Source organism: Fischerella muscicola PCC 7414, from assembly GCF_000317205.1.
GTDB lineage: Bacteria > Cyanobacteriota > Cyanobacteriia > Cyanobacteriales > Nostocaceae > Fischerella > Fischerella muscicola.
On sequence record NZ_AJLK01000006.1, the window covers coordinates 1 to 13,508 of the forward strand.

The following is a 13,508-nucleotide window of genomic DNA, read 5'->3' on the forward strand; positions in this document are numbered from 1 at the left end:
GGTGGGGAGTAGTAAATAATTAACTACTAACCACTGTACAGACGTGCCATGGCACGTCTGGTACAACAACCAACAATCAACCACTAACCACTAACTACTAACTAGTAACCACTAACTACTAACAACCAACAATCAACCACTAACCACTAACTATTACTAAATGACAAAATTCTCTGTCACGCTAACATTACCAACAGCAATCTTGATGCTAAAACAATCTTGTGTTTCTCCTGTAAACTCTAGCTGAATACTCTTATTATCACTTTTAGCATGGGTGTCTATAATCACTTCACCATCTTCATCTACCAGCATCAGCTGTAGATTTGAGGGTAGATAGATTTGACCTTGTGCAGGCTGTGCCTCTACGCTAATGTCTACTTCTTGTTCCGATTGTTGGGAAATTGCAACTATCAAAACCACTGATTGAGAGCTTCCCAATTCAATCACTTTGCATCGTCTCACTACCAAAGCGCTTCTAAAGCTAAAAGCCAGTTCGGTTGCTTCTGTACCTAAAAGTGTATCTAATAGTTGCCAACCATCTGCAAAGATATTCTCAAACCATTTGCTTAAATTGACCGCAGATTTGATTGTATGCAGTTGTGCTGGTAACTCTTCTAGCGATCGCAATTTGCTCAAAGGTAATTCTTCGCAAGCTACATGATTCACAAAACCTAGTAATGTTGCTTCTCGCAATGATTCAGAAAGCTGCACTGCAACATAACCAATCCGTTCTTGCCATACTTCTGCCGGAATGGTGACATATTCTGCATTAGGTAACACTGGTCTACACTCCAACTTTCCACGATTTTTCACCACCAAATCAGCAACGTTCATGAGCATCTGCATTGCTGGATTGCAACTGTCACTTTTATCCCAGTCTGTTTCAAACTCGTGACATTGGAGATAAAAATTAACTGCATATACTGCTAAAGCATTTAAATAAACTTCTTTGGCTTTTTGAGGATTGGATTGGTAACGTCGCAACTGTTCTGCTCGTGAATGAGCGGATAAGGCAAGCGGAACAGTAAAAGTCCAGGAGTCAATTTTAGAATTCATGATTGTTTATTCTCCGTTTTCCTCTCTCATCGTCGATAAATCTTAGATATATTGCCTAAAATGATTGCGAAACTTTTCGCAAGACCGTTGAAAAAAGCTACTTAAAGTTGGTATGGAAATTCCCAATTCTCTAGAGATATCTTGCCAATTTTTTCCAGAAAGTCTTGCTAATGCTATGGTTGCAAAATTTGCATCTGGCCTATTTCTAATATGTGTATTTTTAAATATGTGTTCATAGTCTTTCTCGAGAAAATCGCGGAGATTCTCATACATTAAAGGTGTTTCTTCTGGCTGCACAAATGTTTCTAAGTCAGAGAGACAAGGTAAGCTGTATATATTATCTTTTCTAAATTCCTGAGATGATTGTATTAATACTTTATCTAATCTAAAATTTACCCAATTCATAAATTTTTTATCGCCTCTTTCGGGGTCATAAATATCAATTTTTTGGCAGACATAGGTCAAAGTAATATTAACTGCTTCGTCATAAAGTAGTTGATAAAATTGAGGAGAGGAAAAGTTTTCTTTATGTGGATGGCAAAGCCTGCCCGAAAGCCGAATTGCTTCAATTAGTTCTCCTAAAGCGTATTGCCGTAACTCAGTATGAGGTGGGTGACGTTGAGCTTCTAGTGCTAGGTTTTTTAGTTGAACATCAGTAAGGATGTTTCTAAAAGCCTGATGGCAGAGGTTACAAGTCCATGCTCTGATATTTGTCTGCTTTGGATTGTACTGATTGAGTTGATTTTGAATATCAAACAATAGCTGCTGTCGAACTAGTTGATAAATTTGTTCATAAACGCCAAATAAAGGTTGATTTCTGAACTGACGGCAAATTTTGCGCGATCGCATGATTTGATCAACAAGCTGTGTCAAGACTAACTGTCGCTCCTCTGTTTGGGGGGCGTACTGTTGCGCCTCTGCTACTAGTTGTTCAAGTTGCTGATCCATAGTATTGCAAATACTCTCGTTGCAACTGTTGAGATTTTGTCTGGCAAACCAAAGCAAGTTGTAGGCTCGGATTATAACCTGTGATTGTGACTCCACCTCTTGAGCCAGTAATTATGGATTTTTAACAAAAATTAATTTTTAGGTTTTGCTGTATGATTGCCTTGATGAAAATTTTGTGAAGAGTTTGTTTACTCGCCCTTAAGCGTATATGCCCAACTGATTTAAAAAAGCTTTTTGGTATCTGGTGTATCTATATAATCCTGTTGTATTGATTTTTCTGGTTCTACAGGTAAACCTAATTGAATACAAAAGTAGCGATCATACTTGGCTTGTGTCCAGTTATTAGCTGCTTGAATCTGCTCAACACTAAGGTCTTGAGTACCTCGCAAATCGGCATTTTTGAGGTTAGCACGGGTGAAATTGGCATCAATGAGGTATGCATTTTTTAGATCTGCTCCCTCTAAATTAGTATCACTGAGGTCTGCACCTTCTAATTGAGCGCCTTTTAATTTCGCATCTGTAAGATTAGCTAGTTCTAACTGCACACCGTTGAGATCCGCAAACTCTAGAATTGCTGCTTGTAAATCAGCGCCACCCAAATTAGCACCTCCAAAATCTGTATTAGTTAAATTGGCACGGGTTAAGTTAGCAGCTTCTAATTGGGCACTATTGAGGTTGGCAAATTTGAGATTGGCTTCTTTAAGTCTGGCACGACTGAGGTTCGCACCTTCTAATTGGGCATCAGCAAGATTTGCTTGCTTGAGGTTAGCATAGATGAGATTGGCATAATTGAGATTAGCAACACTGAGATCCGCACCAGCCAAGTCAATTTCATGTAAGTCCGCACCGGGTAAATCTAAAGCTTTTAAAGACACACCATACTGATTTAAATCTTCCAAGGCTTTGATTCTGGCGTAGCTAGTTGATACATTTGCCGCAGCTGCATTATCAATGACTTGCCATGCTTGATAAATAGTATTGCGTCTGCGCTCCCTACTTTCCAATAAATATAAGCTGGCTGCTGCTAAGATACTAAAAGCTTCAATGTTATCGAGTGCAATAACTGATAATGCTTGTTTGTAAAAACACTGCAATAATGAATCTTGAGATTTACAAACAGGCTGTTGCTTATTCCACTGTTCGATGTGGCTGAATGTCAGCATCAACAAATAAGCAATCACGATCGCCAGTAAAACACGAAACCAGACTATATCCAGCAAATCTCGAAATTTTTGCCGTAATTTTCTCATGAACCAAGTAAATCTGATCAGATAAATTCACCCCCTCATGAGCATCATCTGACTTGATAATTAATTTTTATGTTAGTGGCGTTGAGGTGAAAATACACGCATTTTCAACTCCCCGTATGCTCGTCATCCCGATACTTCAAGCAGCAACCCCTATCGGGTAGATAGCCCAAATAGTTCAGCCTATAATGAGAATTCGGCGGCAGCAAGCTTGATTTCAATATCAATTCCGCTATGATCGCGCGTGAAAGGACTGTGCAATTAGTGAAGTACGGATTGATGCCGATGGAACGATGCGGCTGCTTTCCTTCAACGATGCAGGGCATCTTTCTTATACCATGAGAACTGACAATAACCATTTGCACTATTATGATCCTACAAATTCTCATTGTTGAAGACGATCGCCTTGGATGCAAATGAAGTTAAAGCAATTTTTGCAAAGCTTGTCCCCAGTTCAAGTGGTTGAATGTGTAAAGCAGCCCTAGACCTCCAGTGCGATGCCTAAATCCTTTAGGCGATCGCACGAACACAAATTGGTGATGGGCAAACCAAAAAGCAACTTCTAGATAATGGACATAACTTTAAATTTGTCAGAAACTCCAATCCCCAATCCCCGATCCCCTAGATGTCCCAGATTTGGTAAGCTAAAAACCTAGACAAGCTATTATCAAAACCATGCCTGCGCCTACTATCACTCCTACAACTACTACCTTTCCCTTGGCCGCCGTTGTCGGTCAAGAAGCTATCAAACTAGCCTTACTCTTAGCAGCAGTCGATCCGGGATTGGGGGGAGTAGCGATCGCAGGTCGTCGCGGTACGGCAAAATCTGTAATGGCGCGTGCGATCCACGCCCTACTACCACCGATTGAAGTTGTCAAAGGTTCAATTAGCAATTGCGACCCCAATCACCCAGAAGAATGGGATGATAAATTACTGGCAGAGTACCCCTCCCTCACCCTCCCGGTTGACGGGATAGAAACCGAAGTTATTCCTGCGCCCTTCGTCCAAATTCCTCTGGGAGTCACAGAAGACAGACTCATCGGTTCTGTGGATGTGGAACAATCGGTGAAACAAGGGCAAACTGTTTTTCAACCAGGACTACTCGCCGCCGCTAACCGAGGCGTCCTCTATGTCGATGAAATCAATTTATTAGATGACCAAATTAGTAACCAACTTTTAACAGTATTATCTGAGGGACGCAACCAAATTGAGCGGGAAGGCATAAGTTTCCAGCATCCCTGCAAACCCCTATTTATTGCCACTTACAACCCAGAAGAAGGGGCTTTGCGAGAGCATTTACTTGATAGAATTGCCATTGTTCTTTCTGCTGATGGTGTCTTGGGTTTAGACCAAAGAGTGCAAGCAGTCGAAGTTGCGATCGCTTATTCCAAATCTCCCCAAGAGTTTCTCCAGCAGTACAGCGAAGATATCGACGCCCTCAAAACCCAAATTATCTTTGCACGGGAATGGTTAAAGGATGTCTGCATTACCCACGACCAAATCACCTACTTGGTAGAAGAAGCAATCCGGGGCGGAGTCCAGGGACATCGGGCAGAATTATTCGCTGTGCGTGTAGCCAAAGCCTCAGCAGCCTTAGATGGACGTACTCAAGTCAACGCTGATGATTTGCGTCGGGCGGTGGAATTAGTTATAGTCCCACGGGCAACTCAGATCCAGACACCCCCACCCGATCAACAACAACCCCCACCACCACCCCCTCCCCAAGATCAAGAACAAGAAGACGACGAAAATCAAGAACAGGAAGAAGAGGAAAATAACGAAGAACAACAGGAACCACCCAGCATTCCCGAAGAATTTATCTTTGACCCGGAAGGAGTTGTTCTTGATCAAAGTGTGCTTTATTTTGCTCAAATGGCACAGCGGCACGGGAAATCTGGTAGTCGTAGCTTAATCTTCTCCGAAGACCGGGGGCGTTACATAAAGCCAATGCTACCCAAAGGCAAAGTCCGTCGGATTGCCGTAGATGCCACAATGCGAGCCGCAGCACCGTATCAAAAAGCACGACGCGCTCGTCATCAAGGAGATGCACAAAAGCGGGTATATATCGAACAAGGTGATATTCGTTCCAAGCGCTTGGCTCGCAAAGCCGGAGCGTTGGTAATATTTATTGTCGATGCTTCTGGTTCGATGGCGTTGAACCGGATGCAATCTGCCAAAGGTGCAGTGATGCAACTGTTGACAGAAGCATACCAAAATCGTGATCAAGTAGCCTTAATTCCCTTTCGGGGGGAACAAGCAGAGGTATTATTACCACCAACACGTTCGATCGCTTTAGCGCGGAACCGCTTGGAAAGACTGCCCTGTGGTGGCGGTTCCCCACTGGCACACGGCTTGACACAAGCTGTCCGCGTCGGGTTGAATGCCCAAATGAGTGGAGATATCGGACAAGTTGTACTCGTGGCAATTACCGATGGACGAGGTAACATTCCTTTATCGCGTTCTTTGGGTGAACCACAAGAACCGGGAGAAAAGCCAGATATCAAAGCCGAGTTGTTGAATATTGCTGCTAGAATCCGGGCTTTAGGAATGCAATTGTTGGTAATTGATACCGAGAGCAAATTTGTTTCCACTGGCTTTGCCAAAGAAATAGCCAAAACAGCAGGAGGTAAATATTATCACTTGCCCAAAGCCACAGATAAAGCGATCGCTGCCATGACTAAAGGTGCGATCGCCGATATTAGAAAGTAGTCTTAAAAAGGAATAGGAGCGGGGAATGGGAAGCGAGGAGCGAGGATGATTAATAACCACTAACCATTCCATTACCAATTACCCATTACCCATTACCTTAAAAACTAAAAGTTGTCCGCACTACACCAAGATAAATATTGTCGTTATTGCTATTAGATTCTGGGTTCACTATCACTAATAGTCCTGGAGTTATGGCGATATTATCTGTAGCTTAGTAGCGATAAAAGGCTTCTAAGTGCCATGCTGTATCTTGATCTTCGTATGCCTCGCTTGCAACTTGAAAATCATTACTTATAACTTTGGGTGGTTGACCGATCGCAATTCCCGCTATGCTTTCTTGTGTGCCTAAATCGGTGAATGCCAAAGTTATAGCCCAATTTAAAATTTCAGCACTAGGATGATCTGGTAAATCTCTGGCTGTGGCGTGTGTAAAACCAATCCAACCAGCAACTGTCATTCTGGGATTTAATGTAATTGCTGATTGTAATCCCAAGGAATGGGCGGTAATTGCTTCGCTTTGGTCATTAAATGGATCGTTAGCAATGCGGCTTCCAGTACTTGTGTCAAGATTGTTGTAAGAATAGACGTAGGTTAACCCAATTCCAGTAGTTTCACTTGGTTGCCAGGTAAGTTGTGCGATCGCCCCATAACTCGACTGTCCAAACCCAATTTCTGGATCATTGACATCGTCAGCTACGTACCCACCACTTAAACTTACACTATCACTAAAGTTGTAAACTATACCGATACCTGTGCCTTCTCCTTGGCGATAAATAGGGTTACGCTGGGCAAATCGGGAGATAGAACCGTCACCACTCCCACTTAAATAAGGATTGAGTGTATCTATAATTAGATCATCTAAATCGCCCCCTATTGCTTCTAAATAAACCATCATCTGTTCGCCAATTGGGAAACTGTATTCTAATAAGCTAAGCTCAACATCGTTGGAACTATCACCTTGGAAGGCTAAATGTGCCATATCAGTGCCTGTTGCATCATCAATTTCTGGGATATTCCTAGTTTGTAGACGAGTTCTCAAGCGGTCTTTACCACTAAAGCTAGTATCGAAGTTGAGCCGTACCCGTTCGCTGAAGGTAAAATTGTTATCGATGCGATCGCTTGAATTATCGGCTTTGTCTCCATCGGAAATCGCGATCGCAGTAAATAGAACTTCTCCTTTCAGTTGGGTTGTTGTGGAAAACGGTTCTACTTCTAATGATGCTGAGTGAGTTTCGAGGTTATCTGTTCGTCTCCGTAAAATCCCTAGTTCTGTGGCAAATTCAGCTTGCAACTTTTTTAGTGTATCCAAATCTTCTGGTATGATGCGTTGGGAATTGCCTGCAAGTATTAATGAGTTAATATGGTTGAGCGTTGTTGAGAGACTAGCAGCAAATTCGTAACGTGTGATCGTTTGATTACCACGAAAAGTATTGTCAGAATAACCTTTCACCACACCATAGCGCTGTATCAATGACTGAAGGTGAGCAACTCTCCAATCACTTGCTTGTATATCAGCTAAATCAGATACAGCATTAATTTTGGTAAATGAATCTGAATATTCCAGCTGAATATTTTCGCTACCATAAGCAACTTTTATGAGTAAGAGAGTATTTGTAAATATTACTAAACTTAATTGGCAAATAATATTCCTGATCGCTTTTACTCTTAGCATTAAATCAATTCATCTTGTCAGCATGGAATGTAAGATATCTAGTTTTTCAACGTTACAGTTAAGTAATTTTAACAATTTAGCATTTTTTGTTCAATTACGCTGACATGTAGCAATTTACAGCCTTATTTGGCCTAGATCACTCATTCTTTAGATAGAGAAATTTAATCTTGATCCCCAACTAATGGGAGAATGCATTACCGAGAAAACAATCATAAATTAGCTAAATAATCAAAAAAATTTGGTGTAACCAACTATAAAAAATTTAAAAACAGTCAGAGATGACAAAAGCTTCTGCTTCACAATCTGCATACAATCAAAGCAAGTCAGATAAAGAAAGTATCTGGAGCCGATTTGATCGAATCACTATCTCAACAGATTGGTTCCACTACTACTAAAACTGGTGGCAAGTCATCCAGAAAGCAGCGCAAATTTCGCTGGGTTGTCGATGCAGTCTTACCCTTGGCATTGACGACTATTGCAGCTATTGTTGTGCTATTGCCTTCTTCGCTGTCCAGCCCTGCACGTCTAGCGTTATTTGCTTTTTTACTAGCGGCGATTTTGTGGTCAACTACCTCAATTAATGCTGACTACATCGCCCTATTCTGCATGATGCTGCTGGTTTTAACGGGTGGAACTTCTCAACAACAGCTATTTGAAGCTTTAGCTTCTGATGTGGTTTGGTTGATGATTGGGGCTTTTGTTTTAGGTGGGGCGGTGCAAAAGACAGGCTTGGCAGGACGATTAACTCAGTTGGTAGTGTCAAGGGCAAAGACTGTCAAAAGTTTATTCTGGTTACTAACAACGGTACTGATTCCCTTGTCATTTCTTATCCCTTCTACCTCTGGAAGGGCGGCTGTAGCGATTCCTGTCTTTCGTAGTATTACCAGTGCTACAAGCGATCGCCGCATCATCCGTGCTTTGGCATTACTCATGCCAACCATCATCCTAGTGTCAACGATAGTGGCATTAGTCGGGGCAGGTTCGCACCTCATTGCCAACGACTTGCTGCAACAAATTACCAAACAAAGCCTTTCGTTCACCCAGTGGGCAATTTACGGTTTACCTTTTGGTATTGTTGCTAGTTTTGTTTCCTGCTGGGTAATCATGCGTTTGTTTTTGGATGAAAGTCGGCTGCAAACAGCTTTGCAAATTCCCCAGACAAAGCATAAACCCCTTTCCCATGCAGAATGGATGACGTTAATTGTGGTGATGGTGATGATTGTGCTGTGGCTGACGGAAAGTTGGCACAAATTTGAAATTGCGACAGTCACAATGATTGGGGCATTAGTTCTCACACTACCAGGAGTTGGAGTTCTGAAGTGGAAAGAAGGACTGAAATCAGTTTCGTGGAACTTAGTAATTTTTGTCGGTGCGGCATTAGTGCTAGGACGAGCATTAATTGACACAGGTGCAGCCCAATGGATTATTGATCAGCTATTTGCCATCAGCAGTATTGCCAGTACAAATTCACAACTATTAATTCTCGTATCACTGGCATTCATCTCGCTCACCTCCCATATTTACATGACTTCCCATACCGCCCGCGCCGCCGCCTTAGTGCCAGCATTACTCTACCTTGGCAATAGTCTGCAACTTAATCCCATCGCAGTATTATTTCTCAGTACTGTGGGCATGGACTATTGTCTAACATTCCCAGTTAGTTCCAAAGCCTTATTGATGTTTCAAGAACTAGAAGGTTCTACTTATAAACCATCTGATTTATTACGTCTTAGTTCAGTGTTACTTCCCGTCCACTTGGGATTGATGCTGGTATTCTACTACGGCTATTGGCAATGGGTGGGGTTGAGGTTGTAATTCAGTTATCAGTTATCAGTTATCAAATTCTAGTATTCACTGCGGCTAGTACTGTTCACTGATTCCTAACCACTAACCACCAACCAATGTACAGACGTGCCATGGCACGTCTGGTACAACAACCAACCACCAACCACCAACCACCAACCAACAACTAACTACTAACCACTAACAATTAACTAAATAATGAACCTACGCAAAAAGCTATTGACAATATTTAGTGGGTTGGCGCTGTTGGCGTTAGCAAGTGGCGGTGTGACTGTATGGGCGATCGCTGCTTGGCACGCCAGTGAAGACAACCTCCAGGATCACTATCAGCGCAGTTTGTTGTTACAGCAGGTGCGGGCTGCTACCTTTCGGGCTTTGAAGGAAGTGCCGGATCGAGTCATCACCGATGATGATGATGCAGAAGAAGAGTTTGAAGAATCTCTTGAACCGGTAGAAGAAGATTTCCAACGCTGGGCAAAGTTGGCTGATAATGAGGCAGAACGTCAGCAATTACAAGAAGTTCGTGATACCTACAACCAGTTAATCCAAAATGCTCGTGTTGTCTTCAATTTGATGGAAGCTGGTCGTCAAGATGAGGCTTTTAGGTTCATGGAGGAGCAATTAGAGGAGGAAGATTTCGAGGAATTTCAGGAAGTCACTGAGGAAGCAGTGGCTTCTGATCAAAAAATTCGTCAAAGAATTCGTCAGCAAACACGTAACACCCGTCAAACAGCACAATTAGTATTGATGATTTCTGCCTTTGGGATTGTCTCACTGATTTTACTGCTTTTTGCTTACCTGAATTCCGATTTATTTGCTCCCTTACGCGAGGCGGAACAAGCCCTTGACGATGTGGCACGAGGTAATTTTAAACGTCGTTTGGATGAAGAACGCAAGGATGAGTTGGGGATGTTGAATCGTGCTTTTAATCGTATGACTAGCGCGATCGCTCAACGGGAACAAGTCATGGGACTCATGGCTACCACCTCACAAGGTACAGATAATTCAACGGACACCGACTGGCGCAATCTTCCATCTCGCCTGACATTGCATACGCTAGTATCACAATTGCGATCGCGAGTTTCCCAATTGTACAGTTCAGCAACAGATAACAACGTCAATGTTGCGGTTGAACAAAAACAGGAGTTAATTCCTCAGCTTGATCAACTACTACAAGCCATAAGCCGCGTCACTGAATTTGGATTTCCCCTAGACCTGAATTTAGCCCGTACAGATATCCGGGCGTTACTTTACGAAGTCCTGCTTAGGTTTCATGACGAGTTTGTCCGCCGGAGTGTCAGCTTTGAATTACAAGTCGCACCAGAAGTTACCCACGCAGTTGTAGATCGGCTCAAGCTACGGGAAGCCTTGGGTGAGTTAATCCGCAATTCTCTTTCAGCCTTACCGGAGGTAGGGGGAAGCTTGGGTGTGCGGTCCTCTCTAACCACAGGTGCAAATGATGCTACAGAACTACTCATCGAGGTTGCCGACGACGGTGCAGGTAGTGAACAACCGTTAATCAACCAAGCTTTTCTCACCTTTGACGACTCCAGTAAACAACGCCCTAGTGTAGGACTCAAACTTACTAAGGCGATCGTAGAGGAACACGGAGGAAGTCTCACCATTAATAGCAAACCTGGTTTGGGTACTCATATACAAATCCGGCTACCTTGGAAGTGGCACAACGTGCTAAGCGCTATGACTTACCAGTAATTGCTATTGCTGGAACGATTGGTAAAGATGCCCGGGTAAATTTTGACTATGGTATTGATTCGTTTTCGACGATTCTTAAGGAACCTTGTACGCTTGGTGAAGCTATAGCTAATAGTTCTGACTTGCTTACCTATGCTGCGGAAAGGGTAATGCGTTTGATTCAAGTCGGTCAAAAGTTAGTAGTCCGTCAATCAAATTTGGCAAGCTAATAGTTCACCACATTAATTTTGATAGGTTGGCCAGATCCCCGACTTTTTAAAAAAGTCGGGGATCTGACCCCTCGCAAAGAGTCAGAACTAATGATCGAACAAGTATTTCTTAGCAGAATTCTGTGGAAATATTGAGCCTATTCCACAGTTTTACCGCCAGGGAGAAAAACGGTTAAACCGTCTCAATCGCAAAAAGTCTAAAAAGTACCGTAAAGGTAAACCACAGTCTCGAAATTATCACAAAGCAAGAGTTAGATATGCCCGTAAACATTTAAAAGTAATACCAATTTGAAAAAAGAATGCGACAGATGAATTTTGTAGAGACGCGATTTATCGCGTCTCATATTCTGAATGTGTCGCAAATATTATTTTGAATCGGTATAAGTAGGCAGCGAGAAGAGTTTGTCAAGAGAGTGGCACTCCGTTTAATCAAGTCTAACGATGTCGTGGGGAGTGTCAAAAATAGCTACCTTGGTCTTCCTAAAGTAGTCACATACAAAACTGCTTCTTCCGCAGGAATACCTAAAACATCATTCACTAAGTCATCAAAGAAACCACCAATACCGCTAACGCCTAAGCCGAGACGAATAGCTGCTAAATTCAGCCTTTGTCCTAAATGACCAGCATCTATATGTAAGTAACGATAAACGCGATCGCCATACTGGGCAATGGCTGCTTTGAGATCGGCTGTATGGAATAATACTACTGCTGCATCTCGCCCTAAATCTTGTCCTAAACAGAGGAAATGTAACTCACGTCGGAAATTTTTAAAGCGAATTTGGCGTAATTCTTGTGCTTTGGGTGCGTAATAATAACAACCAGACTCTAATCCATTAACCCCAGAAACAGCAATAAATGTTTCAATTAAATTGAGGTCAAAGTAGTCTGGAGAAATATCAAAGCCTTGGTCGATATAATTTTGAGGTTGGTAAGTAAAATCAAGTAAAGCTTTTAATTCATCAAATGTTAAATCTTCACCCGTATAAGCACGAGTAGAACGACGCTTGAGAATTGTACTTTCTAAATCTATTAGCTTTTCACCCCAGTTGATTGGTGCTGTGACAGTAGAAATTTTTTGACAAAAAGGAAAATTGTATTTATCCTCTAAAGATTTTTCTTGTTTAACTTCAGGTAAATTGAGCTTACCAGTAGTTCCTGGTTGAATCTGGGTTGCTTGATGGAAGTATTTCAGTAACTCGCCATCGGGAATTTTAGGATAATTAGTTTCTGTAGCAGAAGGTAAAGCAGTTCGCCACGTTGGTAAGTTCTGTTGAATATCTAGCATATCTGCTAAAGGAAGAACTGCGATCGCTCCTTCTTGTAGAGAATCAATATAAAGCAACTCGTTTACCGCCTCATCCACAAAGCCACCAATTAAGTGCGGGCGATAGTCAGTAATACTACCAGCTAACTCGATATTACCTAATAGATGTCCCGAATCTAAAAAAATACGACGGTATGCCCTATCCTCATAGCGCCATGCAGAACGATAAAAAACCGCAGTAATAATAATTGCCAGTTGGGTACTCTCTAAAGCAGGATGCCACAAACAAGCTTCTTGTAAAGCTTGCCAAACGTCACTTTCCCAAAAATGCATCAAAGAATGACTCCGACACTGGTAATTATACAGTCCCGGAGGTAACAACGATGTACCACGGGAAACTACATACACTTCCGCCGGATATAACCCACCAGCACTAGGCGCAGCACGGAGATATACTGCGCTTCCCATCGAAGGCATTCTCGCAGTTAGTCCATAGCTGCAAAACAAAAGCCGTGATAATCTTTGCCACGATTGCGCTTGTGGATTATTAGTAAAAGCTTCTGGCTGATTTTGAATATAGGGCTTAAGGTCAAAAGTAGAACCTATTTTATACTCTTTAAACGGCACTGGCTGCTTTGCCCAGTCTAACCCCCTACTTCTAAAAGCAATAGTCTGAGGGTCATACTTAGTGCGTTCGTGGTAGTGCTGAGCAATAGAAGATTGGCGTAGTTCTGGCATAAGAATTTAAATATGCTTCTGCTACAATCTTGGCATTTCTGGGTACTAACATTTCGTTATAATTTGTACAAACCTATTACTAGTCTTTGAAGTTTTTGTAAGATTGGTATGAATAATACATGCTCTTTACAAACATAAAAAATTTATTG

Annotated in this window: 8 protein-coding genes and 2 pseudogenes; 5 read left to right on the plus strand and 5 right to left on the minus strand. The window is 42.1% G+C overall.

Translation table 11 applies throughout. From position 1 onward, the window contains the following. Positions 1-156 precede the first annotated feature (156 nt). The 3 genes from UYI_RS0100705 to UYI_RS0100715 form a co-directional block, all read right to left on the minus strand. On the minus strand, positions 157-1,056 hold the full coding sequence (locus tag UYI_RS0100705) for a DUF1822 family protein (RefSeq protein ID WP_016864773.1): 900 nt from the start codon (positions 1,054-1,056) through the stop codon (positions 157-159). A 42-nt stretch (positions 1,057-1,098) separates the two neighbouring features. Next, a complete protein-coding gene (locus tag UYI_RS0100710) occupies positions 1,099-2,004 on the minus strand; it encodes a hypothetical protein (protein ID WP_016864774.1) in 906 nt (301 codons plus the stop codon). A gap of 221 nt (positions 2,005-2,225) precedes the next feature. Then, a complete protein-coding gene (locus UYI_RS0100715; RefSeq protein ID WP_016864775.1) occupies positions 2,226-3,254 on the minus strand; it encodes a pentapeptide repeat-containing protein in 1,029 nt (342 codons plus the stop codon). A 672-nt stretch (positions 3,255-3,926) separates the two neighbouring features. On the opposite strand from UYI_RS0100715, the gene bchD reads away from it, so the two are divergent. Beyond that, positions 3,927-5,960 (plus strand): magnesium chelatase ATPase subunit D, encoded by a 2,034-nt coding sequence (gene bchD / locus UYI_RS0100720; RefSeq protein WP_016864776.1) that lies wholly within the window; start codon positions 3,927-3,929, stop codon positions 5,958-5,960. 97 nt (positions 5,961-6,057) lie between these two features. Here bchD and UYI_RS31675 read toward each other — a convergent pair. Beyond that, a pseudogene (locus tag UYI_RS31675) lies at positions 6,058-7,632 on the minus strand (iron uptake porin). Between the two features lie 351 nt (positions 7,633-7,983). On the opposite strand from UYI_RS31675, the gene UYI_RS31680 reads away from it, so the two are divergent. The 4 genes and pseudogenes from UYI_RS31680 to UYI_RS40080 all read left to right on the plus strand — a co-directional run. After that, positions 7,984-9,447 (plus strand): SLC13 family permease, encoded by a 1,464-nt coding sequence (locus tag UYI_RS31680; protein ID WP_016864778.1) that lies wholly within the window; start codon positions 7,984-7,986, stop codon positions 9,445-9,447. A 186-nt stretch (positions 9,448-9,633) separates the two neighbouring features. Next, positions 9,634-11,148, plus strand: coding sequence for a sensor histidine kinase (locus UYI_RS36335; RefSeq protein WP_016864779.1), 1,515 nt, complete (start codon positions 9,634-9,636; stop codon positions 11,146-11,148). After that, complete coding sequence (locus UYI_RS36340) at positions 11,112-11,357, plus strand: glycerate kinase (RefSeq protein WP_016864780.1); 246 nt, start codon at positions 11,112-11,114, stop codon at positions 11,355-11,357. Before UYI_RS36335 ends, UYI_RS36340 begins: the two co-directional genes overlap by 37 nt. Positions 11,358-11,457: 100 nt before the next feature. Continuing rightward, positions 11,458-11,637 (plus strand): annotated as a pseudogene (locus UYI_RS40080) (RNA-guided endonuclease TnpB family protein); the annotation flags it as partial. 186 nt (positions 11,638-11,823) lie between these two features. Here the strand turns inward: UYI_RS40080 and UYI_RS0100745 are convergent. Beyond that, a complete protein-coding gene (locus UYI_RS0100745; protein ID WP_016864781.1) occupies positions 11,824-13,359 on the minus strand; it encodes a SagB/ThcOx family dehydrogenase in 1,536 nt (511 codons plus the stop codon). Positions 13,360-13,508: the final 149 nt, after the last annotated feature.

What these genes read in the sequence shown, in the direction of transcription:
- UYI_RS0100705 (WP_016864773.1), bottom strand. Translation starts at nt 1,056, where the DNA reads ATGAATTCTAAAATTGACTCCTGGACTTTTACTGTTCCGCTTGCCTTA.
- UYI_RS0100710 (WP_016864774.1), bottom strand. Translation starts at nt 2,004, where the DNA reads ATGGATCAGCAACTTGAACAACTAGTAGCAGAGGCGCAACAGTACGCC.
- UYI_RS0100715 (WP_016864775.1), bottom strand. Translation starts at nt 3,254, where the DNA reads ATGAGAAAATTACGGCAAAAATTTCGAGATTTGCTGGATATAGTCTGG.
- bchD (WP_016864776.1), top strand. Translation starts at nt 3,927, where the DNA reads ATGCCTGCGCCTACTATCACTCCTACAACTACTACCTTTCCCTTGGCC.
- UYI_RS36335 (WP_016864779.1), top strand. Translation starts at nt 9,634, where the DNA reads ATGAACCTACGCAAAAAGCTATTGACAATATTTAGTGGGTTGGCGCTG.
- UYI_RS0100745 (WP_016864781.1), bottom strand. Translation starts at nt 13,359, where the DNA reads ATGCCAGAACTACGCCAATCTTCTATTGCTCAGCACTACCACGAACGC.